Source organism: Streptosporangium sp. OZ121, from assembly GCF_051918885.1.
GTDB lineage: Bacteria > Actinomycetota > Actinomycetes > Streptosporangiales > Streptosporangiaceae > Streptosporangium.
Window position 1 is genome coordinate 302,434 of record NZ_JBPXMC010000007.1, and the last position, 19,836, is coordinate 322,269.

At 68.0% G+C, this 19,836-nt stretch carries 16 protein-coding genes; 8 read left to right on the forward strand and 8 right to left on the reverse strand.

All coding sequences use genetic code 11. From position 1 onward, the window contains the following. Nucleotides 1–7: 7 nt before the first annotated feature. A complete protein-coding gene (locus ACTOQ1_RS16675; RefSeq protein WP_440068074.1) occupies nt 8–718 on the forward strand; it encodes a hypothetical protein in 711 nt (236 codons plus the stop codon). Beyond that, nucleotides 715–2,283, forward strand: coding sequence for an O-antigen ligase family protein (locus ACTOQ1_RS16680; RefSeq protein WP_440068076.1), 1,569 nt, complete (start codon nt 715–717; stop codon nt 2,281–2,283). The genes ACTOQ1_RS16675 and ACTOQ1_RS16680 overlap by 4 nt, the downstream gene beginning before the upstream one ends. On the opposite strand, the gene ACTOQ1_RS16685 is transcribed toward ACTOQ1_RS16680, so the two are convergent. Next, nucleotides 2,222–2,770 carry a dTDP-4-dehydrorhamnose 3,5-epimerase family protein gene (locus tag ACTOQ1_RS16685; protein ID WP_440068078.1) on the reverse strand — a complete coding sequence of 183 codons (549 nt, stop codon included), beginning with the start codon at nt 2,768–2,770 and terminating at the stop codon, nt 2,222–2,224. The genes ACTOQ1_RS16680 and ACTOQ1_RS16685 overlap by 62 nt on opposite strands. 120 nt (nt 2,771–2,890) lie before the next feature. On the opposite strand from ACTOQ1_RS16685, the gene ACTOQ1_RS16690 reads away from it, so the two are divergent. The 3 genes from ACTOQ1_RS16690 to ACTOQ1_RS16700 all read left to right on the forward strand — a co-directional run bounded on the left by ACTOQ1_RS16690 (nt 2,891) and on the right by ACTOQ1_RS16700 (nt 7,378). Next, entirely contained in the window at nt 2,891–3,688 is a 798-nt protein-coding gene (locus ACTOQ1_RS16690; protein ID WP_440068080.1) for a WecB/TagA/CpsF family glycosyltransferase, read from the forward strand. 83 nt (nt 3,689–3,771) lie between these two features. After that, complete coding sequence (locus ACTOQ1_RS16695) at nt 3,772–5,979, forward strand: glycosyltransferase (RefSeq protein ID WP_440068082.1); 2,208 nt, start codon at nt 3,772–3,774, stop codon at nt 5,977–5,979. Nucleotides 5,980–5,992: 13 nt separating this feature from the next. After that, a complete protein-coding gene (locus tag ACTOQ1_RS16700; protein ID WP_440068084.1) occupies nt 5,993–7,378 on the forward strand; it encodes a hypothetical protein in 1,386 nt (461 codons plus the stop codon). A gap of 285 nt (nt 7,379–7,663) precedes the next feature. Here the strand turns inward: ACTOQ1_RS16700 and ACTOQ1_RS16705 are convergent, their stop codons facing one another. The 3 genes from ACTOQ1_RS16705 to ACTOQ1_RS16715 all read right to left on the reverse strand — a co-directional run bounded on the left by ACTOQ1_RS16705 (nt 7,664) and on the right by ACTOQ1_RS16715 (nt 10,747). Then, the gene (locus ACTOQ1_RS16705) at nt 7,664–9,133 is read right to left on the reverse strand and encodes a non-reducing end alpha-L-arabinofuranosidase family hydrolase (RefSeq protein WP_440068086.1); all 1,470 of its coding nucleotides are present in this window, start codon (nt 9,131–9,133) and stop codon (nt 7,664–7,666) included. A 400-nt stretch (nt 9,134–9,533) separates the two neighbouring features. Next, on the reverse strand, nt 9,534–10,283 hold the full coding sequence (locus ACTOQ1_RS16710; protein WP_440068088.1) for an ATP-binding protein: 750 nt from the start codon (nt 10,281–10,283) through the stop codon (nt 9,534–9,536). Further along, on the reverse strand, nt 10,280–10,747 hold the full coding sequence (locus tag ACTOQ1_RS16715; RefSeq protein ID WP_440068089.1) for a hypothetical protein: 468 nt from the start codon (nt 10,745–10,747) through the stop codon (nt 10,280–10,282). The genes ACTOQ1_RS16710 and ACTOQ1_RS16715 overlap by 4 nt, the downstream gene beginning before the upstream one ends. A 425-nt stretch (nt 10,748–11,172) precedes the next feature. On the opposite strand from ACTOQ1_RS16715, the gene ACTOQ1_RS16720 reads away from it, so the two are divergent. Both ACTOQ1_RS16720 and ACTOQ1_RS16725 read left to right on the forward strand, forming a co-directional pair. Further along, nucleotides 11,173–11,994 (forward strand): helix-turn-helix domain-containing protein, encoded by an 822-nt coding sequence (locus ACTOQ1_RS16720; protein ID WP_440068091.1) that lies wholly within the window; start codon nt 11,173–11,175, stop codon nt 11,992–11,994. Further along, entirely contained in the window at nt 11,985–12,197 is a 213-nt protein-coding gene (locus ACTOQ1_RS16725; RefSeq protein WP_362698323.1) for a DUF397 domain-containing protein, read from the forward strand. Before ACTOQ1_RS16720 ends, ACTOQ1_RS16725 begins: the two co-directional genes overlap by 10 nt. A gap of 47 nt (nt 12,198–12,244) precedes the next feature. Here the strand turns inward: ACTOQ1_RS16725 and ACTOQ1_RS16730 are convergent, their stop codons facing one another. From ACTOQ1_RS16730 to ACTOQ1_RS16740, 3 genes are all read right to left on the reverse strand, one after another. After that, nucleotides 12,245–12,454 carry a hypothetical protein gene (locus ACTOQ1_RS16730; protein WP_440068093.1) on the reverse strand — a complete coding sequence of 70 codons (210 nt, stop codon included), beginning with the start codon at nt 12,452–12,454 and terminating at the stop codon, nt 12,245–12,247. A 75-nt stretch (nt 12,455–12,529) separates the two neighbouring features. Beyond that, nucleotides 12,530–12,952, reverse strand: a complete 423-nt coding sequence (locus ACTOQ1_RS16735; RefSeq protein ID WP_440068095.1) for a hypothetical protein — start codon at nt 12,950–12,952, stop codon at nt 12,530–12,532. A 14-nt stretch (nt 12,953–12,966) separates the two neighbouring features. Further along, nucleotides 12,967–13,641, reverse strand: coding sequence for a DUF433 domain-containing protein (locus ACTOQ1_RS16740; protein WP_440068097.1), 675 nt, complete (start codon nt 13,639–13,641; stop codon nt 12,967–12,969). A gap of 258 nt (nt 13,642–13,899) precedes the next feature. Here ACTOQ1_RS16740 and ACTOQ1_RS16745 point away from each other — a divergent pair, with 258 nt between their 5' ends. Next, a complete protein-coding gene (locus ACTOQ1_RS16745; RefSeq protein ID WP_440068099.1) occupies nt 13,900–14,832 on the forward strand; it encodes an HNH endonuclease in 933 nt (310 codons plus the stop codon). 187 nt (nt 14,833–15,019) lie between these two features. Here the strand turns inward: ACTOQ1_RS16745 and ACTOQ1_RS16750 are convergent, their stop codons facing one another. Continuing rightward, nucleotides 15,020–19,660 (reverse strand): VWD domain-containing protein, encoded by a 4,641-nt coding sequence (locus ACTOQ1_RS16750; protein WP_440068100.1) that lies wholly within the window; start codon nt 19,658–19,660, stop codon nt 15,020–15,022. Nucleotides 19,661–19,836 lie beyond the last annotated feature (176 nt).

Consider the following 19,836-nt stretch of genomic DNA (forward strand, 5'->3'; position numbering starts at 1 on the left):
GAAACGCGTGGACTTCTGGGGGACCGTACTCATCGTGTTACGGCGCTGGTACGTCGCCCTGCCGGCGTTCCTGCTGTCCATCGGCGCCGCGCTGGGCGTCTACTCGTCGATCCCCACGCTCTACGTCTCGAACGCGGTGCTCGTGCTGACCATCCCGCCCACCGGGGGAAGCCTGCCGAGCGACCCCGAGCGTCCCAACGGGCTGACCAACCCCCTGCTGAACTTCGACTGGGGCCTGAGCATGTCCGCCTCGATCCTCATTCAGGTGATCAGCGCGCCGGAGACGGCGGAGTCGCTCGGCGTGCGGCCCGAGGGTGACACGACCTTCACGGCCACCAACGGCAGCACCAATCCGGAGGCGCTGGACGGCGGGCCGTTCGTGTACATCGAGGGCACGAGCAGGTCGCCGGAGGGGGCGCGGGACATCGTGACGCGGGTCAGGGACCGCGCGAGGATCGAGCTGGCCGGTCGCCAGAGGCAGCTCGGCGCGCCCCTGGCGACCTACATCACGATGGACGAGATGGTGCCGCCGACGGAGCCGCAACCCCAGCGCGGGGGGAAGACGCGCGGGGCCGCCGCCGCACTGCTTCTCGGGATACTCGCCGGCCTCGCCGCGGTGTTCTCCCTGGAGAGCTTCCTGGACGCCCGGAAGAGGAGACGCGGGAGGCCCGTGCCGGCGCCCGGCCTGCCCGCCGAACCCTCCCTCCTGCGGCGGTGAGAATCCCCGTGACCCGTACGGCACCCACGGTCTCCGGCACGGTCCGCGCCGAGGTCCCCACCGGGGATCCGGCCCCCGTGTCCGTCGCCTCCCTGGACCGCCCCGGTCTCCGCAGTGCCGACGGGGCCACCCTCGCCGCCGCGTTCGCGGTGGTCCTGATGCTGTCTCCGGCGCGGCTGGTCTTCCGCGGCCTGCCCTTCTCGCTCACGCCCGCCGACGCGGTCGGCCTCTTCGCCGCGCTGTGGTGGTTCTGCGCGCAGCTCACGACCACGCTCGGCGCGGCCAAGGGCTCCAACCCCGTACGCACCGCGCTGTTCGTTTACACCGCGGCGATGCTGGCCACCTACGGGTACGCCAGCGCCGCCTACCTCCCGCCCGACGAACTCGACATGGCCGACCACAGCATCGTCCTCGTCGTGGCGGCTGTGGGCATCGGTCTCGGGGCGTGCGACGGCATCCGGGGCCGGGAACGGCTGGACTTCGTCCTGAGGTGTCTCGTGATCTCCGGCGCCGCCGTCGGGGTCATCGCGGCGCTCCAGTTCGTGCTCGAATTCGACCTGACGAAGTATCTGACCTTTCCCGGTTTCCGGTTCACCTCGGATCTGCCGGCCATCCTCGAACGGAACACCCTGCGCAGGGTCGCGGCCACCACGGGACATCCCATCGAGCTCGGCGTCGTCTGCGCGATGATCACTCCTCTCGCGCTGCACTACGCGTTCGGCGCCCGCGACCGGGGGGAGCCCTCCCTGCGGTGGTGGGTGTGCTGCGCGCTGATCGGCACCGGGCTGATGTTCTCCGTGTCGCGGTCGGCGGTCCTCGGGCTCGCCGTCGTCGGCGTGGTGCTGGTCGCCGGGTGGCCCGCGCGCAGGAGGCTGTGGGCGGCGCTCGGCGGCGTGGGTTTCCTGGTGGCGATGAAGGTGGCCGTACCTGGTCTGATCAGCGTCTTCCTCGGGCTGTTCACCAGCCTGTCCAGTGATTCGAGCATCCAGTACAGGACCCATGACTACGCGGTGGCGGCCACCGAGATCGGGAACCACTTCTGGGTCGGCAGGGGGCTGGGCACCTGGTACGCGCCCAAGCATCTGATCTTCGACAACCAGTACATCCTGTCGCTGGTGGAGACCGGGGTCATCGGCCTGGCCGCCTTCTCCGGGATCTTCCTGACCGGTATCTGGGCGGCGTTGCGCGTCCGCCGCCTCAGCTCCGACCCCGCCGTACGGGACCTGGGGCTGACCCTGGCCGCGTGCCTGGTCGTCCCCCTGGTCGGGGCGGCCACGTTCGACCTGCGCTCGTTCGCGACCGTGACGGGCCTGTCATTCCTGATCATCGGAGCCGCCGGCTCGCTGCTGCGCGCCACCCGGCAGCCGAGGGCTCAGGCCATCCGGCCGCCGGAGAGGTCCGGCGGGGAGCCCGGGGAGTCCGGGGAGTCCCGGGAACTCGGAGAGTTCGGGAAGGAGACCGATGAGGAGGTCGGCGAGAAGGCCGTCGAGGCCGTTGGGAAGGTCACCCGACCAGCCGGGCGCGCAGATCCGCCCAGGAGCCCGCGGCCAGATCCCGCTCGCTGATCGCGGTGACCGGCAGCGGCCACCGGATGCCGAGATCGGGGTCGTCGTAGCGGACGGCGAGGTCCTCGGCGGGGTCGTGCTCCCGGTCGATCCGGTAGCAGACGTCGGCCTGATCGGTCAGTGCCTGATAGCCGTGCAACAAGCCAGGAGGAACGTAGAGGTGAACGAACGTCTCATCGTCCAGAATCACCGACATCTGGCGGCCGAAGGTCGGCGAGCCCGGCCGGGCGTCGACGAGCACGTCGTGCACGGCCCCGCGGGCGCACCGGACGAGCTTGGCCTCCCCCCGTCCTCCCCGGCCGTGCAGGGCCCTGATCGTCCCCAGCCGGGACCGCGACTGGCTGTCCTGGACGAACGCCTCGGGCCGCAGCCCGTGGGCGGCGGCGAGGGCCGCGTCGAAGGTGCGGGTGAACAGTCCGCGGTCGTCCCTGTGCAGGGTGGGGACGAAGAGCAGGACATCGTCGATCTCGGCGCGTTCGACTCTCATGAGCCCATCTTCACGACTCCCGCACCTCCCGGCCATGGAGAAGCGGGAAACGATGCCGGCCGACGTACCCCGGAGGACGTCCCTCCCGCGGGCCGGCCGTCCCCGCCGGTGGTGCGTACGATGCCGCCTGAGAGGTCCGGGGCGGGGTTCGCGCGCGTCCGGGTCGGGGCCGTCGAGGTCATGGCGGTCAGCGAGGCGGAGCTTCTCGACCACGTGGCGGCCGAGTGGCGACGGGGGCGCGGCGGCGCGATCGTCACCGCGAACGTCGACATCGTCCGCGCCGCCACGCGCGACCCCGCCCTGGCGGACCTCGTCACCCGCTCCGAGATCGTGGTCGCCGACGGCATGCCGGTGGTCTGGGCGTCGAGGCTCGCCGGGCCGGCGGTTCCCTGCCGGATCACCGGTGCCGCGCTCGTGCACTCCCTGACCGGACGGGCCGCGCGCGAGAACCGCTCGGTCTACCTGCTCGGAGGGGAGCCCGGCGTGCCGGAGGACGCGGCGCGGGTCCTCGCCGGACGCTGCCCGGGACTGCGCGTGGCGGGCACCTGCTCGCCTCCCTTCGGGTTCGAGAGCACGCCGGACGGGATGCGCGAGGTGGTCGAGGGAGTGGCCGCCACCGCACCCGACCTCGTCCTCGTCGGGCTGGGCTTCCCCAAGCAGGAAAGGGTCATCGAGGCTCTCAGGGAGGAACTGCCCGACGCCTGGTACCTCGGCTGCGGAGCAGGGATCCCCATGGCGGCCGGGCGGTTCAGCCGCGCCCCGGGGCCGGTCCAGCGGGTGGGCGCCGAGTGGCTGTACCGGCTCGCCCTGGAACCGCGCCGCCTGGCCCGCCGCTACCTGCGCGACGACGCGCCGTTCGCGGTCGCCCTCCTCGCGGGCGCCCTGCGCACCCGCCTGACATCGAGGCGCCGCACATGACCGCCGATCCCGCGTCCGAGTCCGAGGTACCCGGCGTGACCGCCTTCCCGCCACGATCCTCTCTCACGAGAAACGGCTCCGACATGGCTGTTCCAGAGCGGCTCCCGCTGGCCGTAGTGATCGTCACGTATTCGAGCGGCAAGGTGGTCGAGGGCTGCCTGCGCTCGCTCGACGCGGCACTGGCCGGTGCCGGTCCGGCACGGGTCGTCGTGGTGGACAACGCCTCGCCCGACGACACCGTCGAGCGGGTACGCGAGGTCGCGCCCGAGGCCGAGGTGATCCAGACCGGGCGCAACGCCGGCTTCGCCGCCGGGGTGAACGCGGGCATCGCCGCCGCGGACGGCTGCGACGTGCTGGTGCTGAACCCCGACATCCGGCTCGCACCCGGCTCCGTGCTCCTGCTCCGGCAGGCGCTCGCCCTGCCGGGAACCGGGATCGCCGCCCCCCGCCTCACCGGCGAGACGGGGACGCTCCACCTCTCCCTGCGCAGGCGCCCCACCGTGCCGAGGGCGCTCGGGGAGGCGCTGCTGGGCGGGCACAGAGCCGGACGGATCCCGGCGCTCGGTGAGCTGGTCGTGGACCCGGCCGCCTACGACAGGCCGCAGGCGGTCGACTGGGTGGCCGGCGCGGCCTGGCTGGTCTCCCGCGCGTGCCTGGACGCCCTGGACCCCCTCGACGAGCGCTACTTCCTGTACTCGGAGGAGACCGAGTACATGCTCAGGGCGGGGGCGGCGGGGTTCGCCGTCCGGTACGAGCCCCGTGCCGTGGCCGTTCACCTCGGTGGCGAGCAGTCCACGTCGAGCCGGCTGTGGGCGCTGTCGTCGGCCAACCGGGTCCGGATGCACCGGGAACGGTACGGCCGCCCGCGCGGGCAGCTGATGCGGCTGGCCGTCGGGCTCAACGAGCTGGTCCGCGCGGTCGCCAGGGGCGGGGAGGGCGGGAGGCGGCACCGGGCCGCCCTGCGCCAGCTGGTCCCCCTGCGAGAGTGGCCGCTCCTGCCCGGCGAGGAGGCAGCCTCCCCGGCCCAGACCACGGACGCCTCCCGGATCTCCCAGTCCCAGACCACGAAGGCCTCCCAGTCCCAGACCACGAAGGCCTCCCCGGCCCGGGAGGCGGAGGTCTCTCCCGGTTACGTCTGCTTCTCGGCGCAGGACTGGTGGTACCACAACCGGGCGCACTCGGACTTCCAGCTCATGCGCTCGGTCGCCGCGCACAGGAAGGTCCTCGTGGTCAACAGCATCGGGATGCGCATGCCGATGCCGGGCAGGTCCACGCAGGTGCTGCGGCGCGTCGGGCGCAAGCTGCGCAGCGTCGCGATGCTCGTCAGGAGGCCGCTGCGGGAGCTGCCCGGCTTCTACGTGATGTCCCCGCTGCCGCTGCCCTTCTACGGGTCGCCGCTGGCCAGGCGGGTGAACGCGCTGCTCGTCCGGGCCCAGGTGCTGGCCGTCTCGCGGGCACTGGGGCTGCGCCATCCCGTGATCATGGTGACCATCCCCACGGCGTGGGACGTGGTGCGGCCGATGCGCAGGCGGGCGCTGGTGTTCAACCGCTCCGACCGGCACTCGTCGTTCCCCGAGTCCGACCGGCCGACCATCGAGGCGCTGGAACGCGGCCTGCTGGAGCGCTCCGACCACGTGGTCTACGTCAGCACCGCGCTGATGGGCGAGGAGAGCGGCATGACAGGAGACCGCGCGCACTTCCTCGACCACGGCGTGGACACCGACCACTTCCGGCGCCGTCCGGAGAGCGAGCAGCCCGCCGACCTCCGCGCGATCCCCGGCCCGAGGGTGGGTTTCTTCGGCGCGCTGGACGACTATCTCGTCGACTTCGACCTTCTCGAACGGATCGCCGTCGAGCTGCCCGGCGTCTCGCTGGTCCTGATCGGCGACGCGACCGTCCCGATGGAACGGCTCACCCGCCATCCGAACGTGCACTGGCTCGGATTCAGGCCGTACGAGGACATCCCCGCGTACGGATCGGGATTCGATGTCGCGATCATGCCGTGGCTGGACAACCCGTGGATCAGGCATTCGAATCCGATCAAGCTCAAGGAGTATCTCGCGCTGGGTCTTCCGGTGGTCAGCACCGATTTCCAGGAACTCGCGAACTATGCCGATCGCGTGCGGATCGCCGCCGACGGTGACCTTTTCCTGGACGCTGTTCGTGAGACGTTGCGCGACGGAGGTCTGCAGCCCGCCGAGACCATTCGGGGATCCGTGCTCGGTGCCTCCTGGTCGTCGCGTGCCGCGCAGCTGATGGCGCTCGCCGAGCTGTCACCGGGCCCGCGATGAGGAGGGCGAGATCATGAGATCCGAGGACCCGGGGCAGACGACGGGACGCCGGACCAGGCGGTCGTTGCCGATGCTGGTCGGCGCCGGAGCCGTCTCGGTGTCGGTGGCGGTGCTCGGGCTCTCCTGGATCGACGCGCCCGAGAGCGGGGAGCGGGCGTCGGCGGGCGCCCTCCCGGGGGCGGCCGGCGCGTGGCCGGCCGCGGGTCCTCCCGCGACGGCCGCGCGGGTGCCGTGGGAGGGCGGCCCCGCCTACTACGGGCGGTTCGCCGCGCCGGCGGCGGCGGGCTGGACGAACCCGTCGTTCTTCCCGGTGGGCGTCTGGTTCGAGTCGGTGATCACCCAGTCCGACGCGGACAAGGACCGGGCCGCCGGGATCAACACCTACGTGGAGCTGACCGAGACCAGCGACATGGCGCTGGTGCGGAAGAACGGCATGTCGGCGCTGACGAGCGTCCCGCTGCCCGGCTACGGCCAGGAGACGGTGGGCTGGCTGCTCAACGACGAGGCCGACATGTGGGCGAAGGCCGGAGACGCCGGATGGACCGGCAACCACCCCGGCGAGGGCCCCCTGTGCGTCCCCGAGGACAAGGGGTGCGGTTTCACCGTGATGCGCACCCGCAAGGAAAGGGTCCCGAAGGGCGACGGCAGGCTGCACTACGCCAACTACGGCAAGGGCGTGATGATGTGGGAGCGGGACGCGGACGCCGCCACGTTCGTCAACCGCTTCACCGACGTCGTCTCGTCCGACGTCTACTGGTACACCAGCGCGAGCGTCTGCCTGGACGGGCAGAACTTCCTGTCCCTGCCGGCCTCCCGGTGCCGCAGGGCCGCCAACTACGGCGCCGTCCTCGACCGCCAGCGCGAGCTGGACGCGCTGGACGGCCGTCGCCAGCCGATCTACGGTTTCGTCGAGGTCGGCTGGCCCGCCGAGAACGACACCCGGGCCATCCAACCGCAGCAGGTGACGGGCGCGGTCATGAGCTCGCTGATCCACGAGGCCCGGGGCATCATCTACTTCAACCACAACTTCGGCGGGCCGTGCCACTCCCAGCACGTCCTGCGCGAGGAGTGCGGGAAGAAGGTCAGGCCCGCGGTGGCCGAGGTCAACCGGCGCATCGGGCAACTGGCCCCGGTGCTGAACACCCAGTCGTACGCGCACCGCTTCGGCCCCGGCCTCGACACGATGCTGAAACACCACCGGGGCTCGTACTACGTCTTCGCGATGCCCGGCGCGAACACGGCCCCCGGCAGGCGCACGTTCGCCCTACCGCGCGGGATGCGGGCCGCGAGCGCCGAGGTCCTCTTCGAGAACCGGACGGTCCCCGTCGACGCCCAGGGCAGGTTCACCGACTCCTTCGCCGCCGAGTACTCCCACCACATCTACCGGATCACTCCCTGACGTCCCGCCACTGAGCCGAGCCGCCGGGAGACATCCCTTCGGTGGATGACGCGGATCACTCAAGGTGTCCCACTCGGCGACGTACCGCGTCGCGATCGCCGAGGCGACCTCCCTCGCTCGGACGACGGGATGATCTGGGCTCTCCGCGTGACACGGGCGGGCTCGGCCGTGCGCCGAGCCCGCCCGCTCCAACTCCGTCCCTTGCCGATCGCACGCTCACCCGGTTCGGCACACGCCTTCGCGGTGAACGTCAGGAACGCTCGGGTCGGACCGGTGTCACACCGGTCAGCGCTGGAGTGTCAGCAGGCCGGGCCGGTAGGGCAGGAGGCCGTAGTCGCCGCCGGAGTTGGGGCTGCGGCCCTGGTAGAGCAGTTGCAGGTTGCAGGGGTCGACGGTCATGGTCTGGTCGGCGCTGGTGCGCAGCAGTTCGCCGTGGCTGATGTCGTTGGTCCAGGTGGCGCCGCTGTTGGCCTTGCCGGCGAAGGGGTTGCTCTCGGTGGCGGCCTGCGGGGTCCACGAACCGTTGAGGCTGGTGGCGGTGAAGGAGCGGAAGTAGCGTCCCTGGGCGCCGATCGCTTCGACGATCATGAGGTAGCGGTTCTGGTTGGCCAGCTTGTAGACCTGGACGGCTTCGAACAGGTTGTTGGTGGTGTCGCTCATGATGATGGTGGAGGTGGAGCCGAAGCTGCCGGGGAAGTTGCCGATGGGCATGCTGGCCCGGTAGATCTTGCCGTTGTCGCCGGCGAAGAACAGGTACATGTTCGTGCTGTCACCGATGACGGCCTGGTCGATGGGTCCGGTGCCGGAGCCGGTGATGCTTCCGGAGAAGAGGGTTTGCGGTGCCGACCAGCCGTTGGGGTTGGTGGGGTCGCTGGAGGTGCGGTAGGAGAAGGCGGGTCCGCCCCACTGGTAGGCCAGCACCCAGATGTTCCTGGGGGCGAAGTAGAACAGGCTGGGCGCGACCGTGGCGTTGTTCATCGCGTTCTGGCTGGCCGAGGCCATCTCCGACCAGTTGGTGAACAGGCCGAAGTTCATCGACCCCCACCTCGTGCCGGTGTCGTGCGTGGTGGCGTAGACCAGCTGCCTGCCGTTGTAGGGGGCGACGGTGAAGTCCTTGAGCGAGACCCAGCCCGACCTCGGCTGCGCCAGCACGCCGGTGGAGCTCCAGCGGTAGGTCGACGGAAGGTTGCACGTACCGGTCGGTGTCGGTGTCGGTGTCGGTGTCGGCGTCGGGTCAGGGGTCGGCGTGACCGTGGGGGTGGGTGTGGGGGTGGGGGTTCCGGGGTTCCCGGTGCAGGCCACGCCGTTCAGGGAGAACGAGGTGGGCGACGGGTTGCTACCGGTGTACGAGCCGTTGAACCCGAAGGCGGTGTTGCCCCCCGACGGGATGGCGGCGTTGTAGGAGACGTTGGTCGCGGTCACCGTCGAACCGGACTGGGAGGACGTGGCGTTCCACATCTGGGTGATCTGCTGGCCGCTCCCGAAGGACCAGGTCAGCCGCCAGCCGTTGACCGCGTCACCCAGGTTGTTGATGGTGACGTTGGCGCCGAAACCGCCCGGCCACGAAGAGGTGACGGTGTAGTCGACCCGGCAGGCGACGGCCGCCTGCGCGGGCTGCGTGGCCACCAGCCCGGCCGCCGCCAGCAGGATCGGGATCGCGATGATCGTGAAGACGCGGCGTACGGCCGGCTGGGACGGCACCGTCGGTGTGACGGCGGAGGGACGCGGTGTCCGCGTTCGCCAGGGCAGGCGCATGGATGCTCCTCATCTTTTCGTCCAGCCGCTGTCGGGGACTGGTGCGGGTGGTGGCGTGCCGGGAGTGCCGCCCAGATGTACATGCGAGGCCAAGATCGTTGTTAGCGCTCACATTACGTTCGCTGACGGACTGCTCCATTTCTCTGGCGAGAGATGGTGGTGGTGCGCGGAGCCAATACGATGCGGCCGATCCTCGTCAAGGCACGCCCTTTGGTTCTCTTCCCCGCGCTCGCGCCCCCGGTGGGCCTTCATCTGCCCTTACGGGCATCTGATCGCACCGTGCGAGACCGGCTCCGTGATGAAACGTTCAACGATGGCGATGATCTTCTGCCGTGCGCGGCCGTTCGACGCGGCGGCGAGCAGGCCGTGAACGTACGTCAGCGGGTCCCGGACACCTGGTTCACGGAGTCGGCGGGGCGTCGTGTGACGGTAGGCGCCAGCGGGCCCAGACGGTTTTGCCGGGACGGTCAGGGAGGGGAGTGACGCCGTGGTCGTGGGCGAGGGCTCGGACGATGGCCAGGCCGCGACCGTGGACGGCCTCGGCGTCGAGGGCGAGGAGACGGGGCTGCCCGGTTCCCCGGTCGGTGACCTGGAGCCGGAGCTCGTCCGTGCGGGCCCGCAAGGAAAGCCTGACCACGGGCTCGCCGTGGACGATCGCGTTGGCGAGCAGCTCGCCGGCCACCAGGACGGCGTCGTCGACGAGGTGGCGCAGCTCCCAGGCGACGAGGATCTCGCGCACCATGGCGCGGGCCTTGCCGACGATCGGCAGGTCGTGCGGCAGGTCCCAGCAGATGGTCAGCGGGGCGTCCGGAGCCCGCGAGTGGTCCGGGGCCGGTGGGATGTCCGGGGTCTCGGGCATGGTCTCTCCTCGGGGTGGCGGTGGGCCGTGTTCGGCCTCGCGCATCAGGTCGCGTAGCTCGCCGGCGGTGCCGGCCCGCACGATCAGGGGTTCGGGAGCGAGCCACATGGCGGCGGCGTGGAAACGCCGGGTGCCGGGGCCGTACCAGACGGTCCAGGCGGGCTCGACCTGGTCGAGCCGCTCGGCGGCGGCGCGTTCGGCCGGATCCCAGGACCGGTGGTCGATCTGCGCGGTGGCCGCTCCGCGCCGGTGCCGCCCGCCCTGCCGGGGCTGGGAGGCGCGTTCGTTCACGCCGTCGCTCCCTGCCGGTACGGGGCGTGCCTGCCGGAGGGGGTACGGGGGTTCGGCGGCCGTCCACGCCGGTACGGCACGGCGGCCGTGGCTGTGGCCGTGGCCATGGCCTGCTCCGGCCGCCGGTGCCGACCGGGGGAGCCCTCCGCGGACCGCGCGGGGAAAGCGGCGGGGGTCATGGGGCCGGGGGCCTTGGAGCCGGGGATCGCCGGGCTGGGGATCGTGCGGACGGGCGTCGTGACGGGCGGGCGGCTGGAGAGGCTGAGGCGGCGACGAACGCTCATCCGGGCATGAACCTGGGCGGGGGTGGGCTGCTCCCAGTGGTGGTGCGCGCGGTGCGGAAGGCTGGCGGCCTCGTGGGCGTACGGGGGATGGCCGCACCAGCGGCAGCCGAGCGGCATCGGCGGCCGGTTCGCATGCCAACGCACCCGGATCGGCCTGGGGTTTCCTCTAGGGTTGTGCATCAGGTCGGACCTCCAGAGTCCGGTCGAGGGGCTTGTCATGGCGTTCCGTGCCGTGGCAGGCCCCGTCTGGTTTGGTGGGTTCGCCTTGCGAGGAGGCGACTCTGCAGGACTTACTCAGCGGTGACAGGTGTGTGTCCGGCAGAGGCATGAAGCACGACCGATATCTCCTTCTCCAATGAATCGACAGACACTTTTCGCCCCCTTATCCGGACATAAACGGTGTTTTTCGATGGCCCGAGAAGAGGGCTCCACATACGCGTGAAAGGGCCACTCCGGTAGCGTTCCTGCCGCCCCGGACCACTTCACAGAGTGCCCCCGGATAGCTACTTTGGGTAGTGAAACATGTGACACATCAGTGAGACAGTTTGTGGAAAAGCTGTGTCATTTGTGTCGCGGTGTGGAATCCCTCGCTGGATGGAGCCGAAATGTTCACGAACTCCGAGCTCGACCCGACAATGAGTAACTTGGCTCTCTTCGGCGCCGAACTCCGTAAATACCGAAAAAGGGCAAAAATGACCCAGGATGAGCTGGCCGAGGTGACCCAGTTCAGCAGGAGTCTGCTGAGCTTCGTCGAGAGGGGCGAGCGCACACCCAGCCGCAACCTGGCACAACGCTGTGACGAAGCTCTGGGGGCGGACGGGGAGCTCGTCCAGCTCTGGGCGCACATCACCCATGCCGCGAGCCCCTGGTGGTTCCGAAGCTGGCTCGACATCGAGCCGGTGGCGCACACACTGCACACCTGGGAGCCGCTCGTCATACCCGGCCTTCTCCAGATCGAGGACTACGCGCGGGCGGTTATCCGTGGAGAGCCCGGCATAACCGACGAGCAGACAGAAAAAGCCGTCGCCGCCCGGATGGAACGTCAGGCGATCTTCGATCGCGCCGACCCGCCTCTGTTCCGTGCGGTGATCGACGAAGGCGTTCTGTGCCGTCCGATCGGCGGCAGGGAAGTCATGCGCCGACAACTCGAACGCCTCGCGCAGGCGATAGAGTCCCCGCGAATCGGCATCCAGATCGTTCCCATGGAGCTGGGAGTGACGACGGGAATCCTCGGCGGTTTCGTGATCGCTCAGCTTCCGGGGAACCCGGATATGGTGTATATCCAATCCGCGACCCAGGGAAGTGTGTCGAGTCGTCCGGAAGATGTGGAAGCCATCCACGCCAGATACGACGCCCTGCGCGCGGAGGCGCAGCCCCAGCGCGCGTCCGTCGAGTTGATCAGAAAGGCGGAGAAACTGTGGATCTGAGCGACGAGCTGAAGACCGCGGCCTGGCGCAAGGCCACCAAGAGCGGATCTGACCAGGGAAACTGCCTGGAGGTCGCCCCGCTGTCCGGCGGCCGGGTGGGCCTGCGCGACACCGAGGCTCCCGACCAGGCGCCCTTCGTGGTGAGCGCGAGCGTCTGGGACGCTTTCGTCGACGGCGCCAAGAAGGGTGAGTTCGACTTCTGAGCCACACCTCGGAAGCCCCTGGTCACCTGGTCAGGGGTTCCGTCGACCTACTTGCACTCGATGGTCGAGGCTCCCGAGCCGGAAACTTCCACAGTGGTGTCCATGTCGCGCCGGGTCAGCTCTTGCTCATGCCTGATCTCCATGGCGAGCCGCTCCATCGCGGCAGACTTCTCGGCATCCGACCGCACGGGCAATCCCGCAGCCCGGCGCCGCTCCCGCGCCCGCCGCCTCACCTCGTCCCAGCTGACCGTGCTCATTCGTGCCTCATCAGTCTCTCAACGTGTGCTTGGCTCCTGGTCGCCTGGTCCGGTCCTACGGGAACGATCAGGCTGTCAGCGGAGCCTGATCTGCATGTCGCTGAGCTTCGTCTCGTTGATCGCCATGAACCAAGGGCCAGGACCGCGCTCTTTGATCTCCCGCTCGATGTCATCCCATCGGCGTGTCAGCAGGCACATGGTGTCCCAGTTGGACAGGTCTTTTTTCCCGGCGATCCAGAAAACACGCAATCCGTTTTCGGCGTAGAGCATGGTCTTCGCGTGCTTGGTACGAATGCGCTTGTCACGTGTGATCACCACCAGATTCCTCGTCGCCACCTGAGGGATCCAGTCATCATCCAGCGTGCCGAGAGGCACTTCGGGGATGAGCGGATGATTGGTGTGGATCACGTCCCGACGCAGGAGCGCCAGGGCTCGGCCAACGCCGAGAGAGGTTTCGTCAATGAAGAAACGCAGGCTCTGCGGGTCTGTGGGGGGCACGACTTTCCAGAAGGTCAGGCGCTGCGGCGCTTCTCGAACAGGACAGCGGCGTGCACCTGTTCAAGGGACAGTTCGTACAGTTCGGAGATCAGCTCTTCGGGGTCGCCCGCCCTGACCTGTTCGGCGATCACTTCGGTGGGGACGGACCTGACCGTGGGCTCTCCGAATGCCCGCAGTGGGTCGATCTTGACATCGGGGAACCTTGGATCGGGGCGCATGCGTACGGCGGTTCCGTTGTCGAATTCCACCGCATTGACGAAGATCTCGACGGGGTCGGCCATGACGAGCTGGCCACTGCGCGGCACTACCAGCAGAAGCTCGGTTTGCAGACCGACCTGCTCCTGAACTCGCTGAACGAGCTCCTTGCCGTGTGGAGTCACAAAGTTCGTCAAGTGGGCGAGAGGATACTGTGATCTGGTTTCGCTCCGCAGTCTTGCCATGGCCGGCCGCATGTTGATGATGGGGACGCCCGCCTCACGGTATCCGGCCAGCAGGCAGGTTTCGACGAACTCGCCCCATGTCGCGATCTCCTCGCCGGTACGACGCTCCCTGACAACCGGTTCGTAGGAGCGGCCACCACGGGTATACCCGTCGATCCACCGTCGCGCGGTGCCCGGGCGCAGGCCGAGCAGACGATCGACCTGTGTCATCGTGTAGGTCGGCCGTTCGAGGAGGTCGACGACGTTCATGGCGTGAATCATCCCATGGATGCTTTCTTTGAAACCCTTACCGTTGAGCGGTGTGAGAATCACATCACGGAATCGCCGTTTGTGTGATTGCTTTGGATGATGTCCCGCCTGATTTATAACTTATTGGCGATAAAAGTCGTTTTCTGCTTCGCTTTTGTAAGTCGTACTGCGCAGGATGCGGGCATCTCCCCGCATCTTGCGCTCGTTACCAAGATTCCTCTGGCGGAGCATGGCCGTCAAGATGCACAATCATGGCCCATGAAGACGTACGTCGGGGTGACCGATGGCGAGTGGCATCGTTTTCTCGCGGCGCGTCCCGCGCTGACCGAGGCCAATTTCTGGCGTCCTTCCGGCGGCGGGTTCCAGGCTCTGCGTCCCGGGGAGCCGTTCTTCTTCAAGACGCATCATCCGCACAACCGGGTGGTGGGCGGTGGGTTCTTCAACGGGTTCGAGAGGCTGCGCATCTCCGAGGCGTGGGACATCTTCGGGGAGGCGAACGGCGCCGCGAGTCTCCAGCAGATGCGCGAGAGGGTGAGCCGGTATCGCAAGCAGCCGATCGCCGCAGGGGAGGATCCGATCATCGGGTGCGTTCTGCTGCGCGACACCTGCTTCTTCCCTCTTGACGCGCCGGCGGACCAGCCGCCGGACTTCGCCCCGAACCTCGTGCAGGGCAAGAGCTACGACCTCGCGTCCCATCCTCGGGCCGGCTACTTCCACGAGTTGTTCCCGAGGCTGCTCGGGACCGTCGTCGAGCTCGACCTGTCCAGGCCGTGGCACCGGGACGGGCCGATCTACGGCGACCCCCGGCTGATCCCGCAGCGGCTCGGCCAGCAGGCGTTCCAGGCCGTCGTGCTCAATGCCTACGACCGGCGTTGCGCCATCAGCGGTGACAAGATCCGTCCTGTCCTGCAAGCCGCCCACATCCGTCCCGTTGCCGCCGGGGGCGAGCACCGTCTGGACAACGGGCTGCTGCTGCGTTCGGACATCCACACCCTCTTCGACCGCGGTTATCTGGCGGTCGATCCCGCGTACCGGCTGCGGGTCAGCCCACGTCTTCGTGAGGAGTTCGGCAACGGCGAGCAGTTCTACCGGCGTGCCGGAAGCCAGATAGCCCTTCCCCAGCACCGCCATGACCGCCCCGACCCCGAAACTCTCGAATGGCATCTCGACGAGGTCTTCCTGGCGTCCTGACTCGCGCGACCTGGGACGTCTTCGTCGACGGCGCCAAAAGGGAGAGTTCGACTGAACCCGCCCCCGGAATATGGGAAACCCCTGGCGCCTGCCAGGGGTTTCCATATGCGTTGTCGTCCCACCGGAGGTGGGAAACCGGGGCTGGGCGGGGAGCGAGAGCCTCGCTCCCCGCGACGTCAGATTGGAATCATCTGGTGACGGCTCCGGAGATGGTGCCGATCGCCGTGTCGGGTGGATCCACAAAGATCGTGTAGGTACCGGTCGCCGGAAGGGCGAGATTCGAGAAACTGTAGCTGGCGGCGGAGCTGCCATTGCTGGTCAGCGTGGTGCCGTCGGGTTTGCGGATGACGAAGGACGTGTACCCGTAGGTGTTTCCCGTCAGCGTGACCGTGACGGTCTGGCCTGCTGTGCCGGAGAAGGTGAAGCTCGCGTTCTGGCCGGGGCCCGTGGTGGTGACGGGGCGGCTGCCACCGTTGACCGTCAGGGCGGTGGTGACGTCCGCCGGGACCTCGGTGAGCGTCATCGTCAGCGCGCCGACGGAGGTTTCCTGCCCGTCCAGGAGGATCGTGTACGTGCCGTCCACGGGGAGGACCGTGGTCTCCCACTGGCAGGAGGTTCCGCAGGCCTGATTACTCTTCAGTATTGAGCCGTCAGGATTTTTGAGCGAGACCTTGGCGTCGAACAGGCTGCTGAACGTTCCGCCCGTGAAACGGAGGTACACCCGTTTGTTCGCGGTGGCGGGGAACTTCCACATACCGTCCTGGCCGGGTGAGGCGAGGGTGATGGTGGAGGCGGGGGCGCCGATGGTGGTGTTGTTGGTGACGTATCCGGTGTCGATTTTTGCGGTGAGTGATCCGGTGTAGGCGGCTTCGGGGATGAGGGCGACGGTGTAGGTGCCGTTGGTGGGGAGGGTTGCGGGGGTGAGTGAGCAGGAGGTTCCGCAGAATTGTGGGGTGATGAGTGTGGTTCCGTCGGGGTTTTTGACGGAGACGCGGGCGTTGTAGAGGCTGCCGAAGGTGCCGTTGGTGAATCCGAAGGAGACGTGTTGGCCTTGGGTGCCGGTGAATTTCCAGTGGCCGTTTTGGCCGGGTGAGGCGAGGGTGATGGTGGAGGCGGGGGCGCCGATGGTGGTGTTGTTGGTGACGTATCCGGTGTCGATTTTTGCGGTGAGTGATCCGGTGTAGGCGGCTTCGGGGATGAGGGCGACGGTGTAGGTGCCGTTGGTGGGGAGGGTTGCGGGGGTGAGTGAGCAGGAGGTTCCGCAGAATTGTGGGGTGATGAGTGTGGTTCCGTCGGGGTTTTTGACGGAGACGCGGGCGTTGTAGAGGCTGCCGAAGGTGCCGTTGGTGAATCCGAAGGAGACGTGTTGGCCTTGGGTGCCGGTGAATTTCCAGTGGCCGTTTTGGCCGGGTGAGGCGAGGGTGATGGTAGACGCCGGACCGCCCACCGTCACGTTCTTCGTCACGTCACCGACATCCAGTTTCGCCGACAATGAGCCGACCTTGCTCCCTTCCGGATTCAGCACGATCGTGTAGTCGCCGTCAACCGGCAGGATCGCAGGAGCCAGTGAACACGAGGTGCCGCAGTACGCCGTGTTGACGAGCGTCGCCCCGTCGGGCTTTCTCACCGAGACCGTGGCGTCGTACAGACTGTCGAACGTGCCGCCGGTGAATCCGAACGAGACGTGCTGACCGGCCAGGCCCGCGAAAGTCCATACTCCGTTCTGACCAGGGACCGTCGTGGCCAGCGGGACCGCGGGCCCGCCGACCGTCACGGTGGCGGAGGTGTCGGCGGAGATCTGCGTGACACCGACCGACAGTGAACCGGTCCGCTCGGCACTGGGGTCGAAGACGATCGTGTACGTGCCGCTGGCCGGGAGTTCCGTCACGTCGATGAAGCAGGAGTCACCGCAGAAGTTCTGGTTGACGAGGTTGGTCCCATCAGGTTTCCTCACCGAGACGAAGGCGTGGAGAAAGCTGTCGAAGGTGCCCGCCGTGAAGCGGAAGGACATGCGCTGCCCGGCGGTTCCGGCGAAGGTCCAGCCACCGTTCTGCCCGGCGTCGACGGTGGTCAGCGCAACCGCGGTGCCGTTGGTCGGCACCTGCCGGGACACGTCGGCCGCAACTGTGGTGATCTTCGCGGTGAGCTTGCCCACGGAGGCGTCGCGCTGCGCCAGGGCGACGGTGTACGTTCCGCTCACCGGCAGGGTGACCGTGTCGAGGAAGCAACCGGTGCCGCACATCGTCCAGCTCCGTAGCACGGATCCATCCGGCTTCTTGAGGCTGACGTCCGCGTTGACGTAGCTACCGAAGGTTGCGTCGGTGAAGGAGAGGAAGACGCGCTGTCCGGCGGTTCCGGTGAAGGTCCAGGCGCCTTTCTGTCCCGGTGCCGTCAGGCTGAGGTCGACCGGCGGGCCTCCGATGGTGATCGGAGCGGACACGTCGGCCGGAATGCTGGTGACGCCAAGGGCGTAGGGGCCGCTCTCGTCACCCCGTGCCTGGATGTTCAGCCGGTAGGTCCCGGCGGGGAGGTTTCTGACCTCCTCGTCCGAGCAGTAGTCGTAAGCCACCGTCGCGCCGCTCTGGTTGAGCAGCGTCCATTGGAAACTGGGACATTCCTTGACATCGATATAGATCGCGCCGGGCTGGGCCAGGGTGAACCGGTACTGGTCCGCGGATACGGCCGTCTCCAGGTTGCCCGCGCCCGCCGCGGGCACGCCGTCGGAGACGGAGAACGGCACGGAGGTCTGGAACTCCTGGGGCGGCACCAGAGGCATGTTCAGCTGCATGTTGTCGACGCCGAATCCCTGGTTCGAGATGCCCGCGACGCCGGTGGCGTCGATGGTGAACTCGATCTGGCTCTTCTTGTGCGTGAAGGGCACGCTGAGCCGGTATTTGGCGAAGGGCATGCCGCTGGCGAGTGTTCCGGTGGCCGTCGGGGTGAGCTGGCTCGGGGTGAACGTGACCGGGTTCTCCCGGTCTGTTCTGACGGTCACGGTCTCGGTGTCGCCGTCGGAGGTCCAGTTTCCGACGGTGAGCAGGTCGAACGCGAGGGTTCCGTTGAGGTGGGCGGGAAGTTGCTGGACGTAGAAGTTGTAGGAGTCCGTGCCGCTGAACGGGCCGGCGAAGACGCTCGTCGCGGTGTCCTGTGACACCCTGGCCGGCCGCAGGTTCTTGGCCATGGTGCTCGCCTGGAAGTCGACGGCCAGACTGCCCTGGGCGTCGAGGGTCGTGGTGAGCGGGTCCACGACGGTGGTCACCTGTTCGGCCGCCATGGTGGCGAAGCTGGTGTCCGAGGTCACTGCGATGTCGATGACGCAGGCGTCGAACACCGGTCCAGGCGGCACATCCTGTTCCCGGCAGTGGGTGGTCGCCGCGGAGACCTGTTCCGGTGTCAGGTCGTGGATGGTGACGATCTCGGAGGGGAAGGTCAGATCGGTGAAGGTCTGGGTGCTCTGCCCCGGCGCGTAGGTGAACAGCGACTCCTCGTTGGAGATCCGCCAGGAGTCGGCGTACTGACCGTGGATGATCGTTGCTGGGGTGTTCATCGGCAGTTGGGTGCCGTCACGGAGCTTCAGGTCGTTGCCGGGATTGCCGTCGCCGTTGCCGAGCAGGCCGACGAGGTCGGTGGGATAGTCACCTCCGAAGGCCAGTCCGGCCTGGCAGCAGCTGCCTTCCCACTGGAACACGGCCCCCGCCATGCCGTCCCAGAACACCAGATACCTGAACCCCTCGCGCAGAACGCCCGAGGTCTCGCTGAACTGCACCACCTCACCGTCCGGGAGGGTGACCGGCTCGCCGTCGATGACGAGGTTGTTCCCGATTTCGACGACGTGGTCGTCCACGTACATGGCCACCCGGTCGATGATCGACATGTTGTCGGTTCGCTCGGTGAACCGGGCGTGGATTCTGAGATCGTGGCTGTGGGACTCGGCCAGGACGAACTCGCCGACAGACTGCATGTCGTACGTCAGCCGGTCCAGGGTGATCAGGTGCGGGTCACCCCAGACCTTGGAGAACCTCAGGTTGCGGAGCCACTCCATGAACTCGGTGTAGGTCTCCCACGCCGAGGACGCCTGGGCGACGGCCAGCGCGAATACGAGCCGGGGGACAAAAGTGACGAGGTTGCCCCAATCGAACGGCTGCGGGATCGGGTCCGGGACGGGGACCGGCCAGGGCTGCGGGACCGGGACGGGAACCGGTTCGGGAACCGGGACGGGAAGGGGGTCCGGCAGGGGGTCGACCGGCTCGCCCGGCACCTTCTTCTTGCAGTTCTTCGCCTCTTTCGCCAGCGTGATGAGCAGGAGACCGTCACGCGGCGAGGTGACCGTGTACGCCTGGATCCGATAGCCGACCTCGGCCTTGCCGCATCCGAAGTTCACCCAGAACTGGTCGACGTAGTCGCGCAGTACGTTGCCGAGGCCGACATTCGTCATTCCTCGGCTGGTCATCGCCCTGATCTGCTTCGTGACCTGGCTTTCCCACTCTTTGGGTCTGTAGTTGGTCGCCACTTTCGCCTCGATGATCTGGACGAAAGGCTGCTGCTGGGCAGTGAGGGTGTGGTTGTAATAGAGGATGTCCACCCGGGGGTGCCCGACCCCGAACGTCGTCTCCCACTGCAGGTCGGGATGGATTTCCCCCTGCCCGGAACCGCCGGTGATCTTGTTGTTGAGGTGGGAGACGGCCCGCGCCTGACCGATGTACTCGATACCGGCCTGCCCTGGCGCGCCATTGTGCCCGCACTGGTTCTTCGAGTACATCTCGGCCGGGCCGTTGAGCCTGCTGAGCAGACATCCCGGGCCCTTCGGGATGCGTCCTCTCGTGTTCATGACGTGGCCGTTGACGCAACGACTGCCGCCCTGAGTGCTCGGCACACTCCAATTCGTGTCGTTCGTGCATGCCGCCGCCGCAGCGCTCGCGGACCGTGCCTCCTTGAACGGTCCTGCGGGTACGAGCATCCCGACGACCAGCGATAACACGACGACAATGATCTGTGCGTTCTTGT

Bases quoted from the DNA above. Each gene is read 5' to 3' on its own strand.
- ACTOQ1_RS16690 (WP_440068080.1), top strand. From the start codon at position 2,891: ATGCCGCCTGAGAGGTCCGGGGCGGGGTTCGCGCGCGTCCGGGTCGGG.
- ACTOQ1_RS16685 (WP_440068078.1), bottom strand. From the start codon at position 2,770: ATGAGAGTCGAACGCGCCGAGATCGACGATGTCCTGCTCTTCGTCCCC.
- ACTOQ1_RS16740 (WP_440068097.1), bottom strand. From the start codon at position 13,641: ATGAACGTCGTCGACCTCCTCGAACGGCCGACCTACACGATGACACAG.
- ACTOQ1_RS16715 (WP_440068089.1), bottom strand. From the start codon at position 10,747: ATGCACAACCCTAGAGGAAACCCCAGGCCGATCCGGGTGCGTTGGCAT.
- ACTOQ1_RS16700 (WP_440068084.1), top strand. From the start codon at position 5,993: ATGAGATCCGAGGACCCGGGGCAGACGACGGGACGCCGGACCAGGCGG.
- ACTOQ1_RS16695 (WP_440068082.1), top strand. From the start codon at position 3,772: ATGGCTGTTCCAGAGCGGCTCCCGCTGGCCGTAGTGATCGTCACGTAT.
- ACTOQ1_RS16730 (WP_440068093.1), bottom strand. From the start codon at position 12,454: ATGAGCACGGTCAGCTGGGACGAGGTGAGGCGGCGGGCGCGGGAGCGG.
- ACTOQ1_RS16750 (WP_440068100.1), bottom strand. From the start codon at position 19,660: ATGAACACGAGAGGACGCATCCCGAAGGGCCCGGGATGTCTGCTCAGC.
- ACTOQ1_RS16745 (WP_440068099.1), top strand. From the start codon at position 13,900: ATGAAGACGTACGTCGGGGTGACCGATGGCGAGTGGCATCGTTTTCTC.
- ACTOQ1_RS16705 (WP_440068086.1), bottom strand. From the start codon at position 9,133: ATGCGCCTGCCCTGGCGAACGCGGACACCGCGTCCCTCCGCCGTCACA.
- ACTOQ1_RS16720 (WP_440068091.1), top strand. From the start codon at position 11,173: ATGTTCACGAACTCCGAGCTCGACCCGACAATGAGTAACTTGGCTCTC.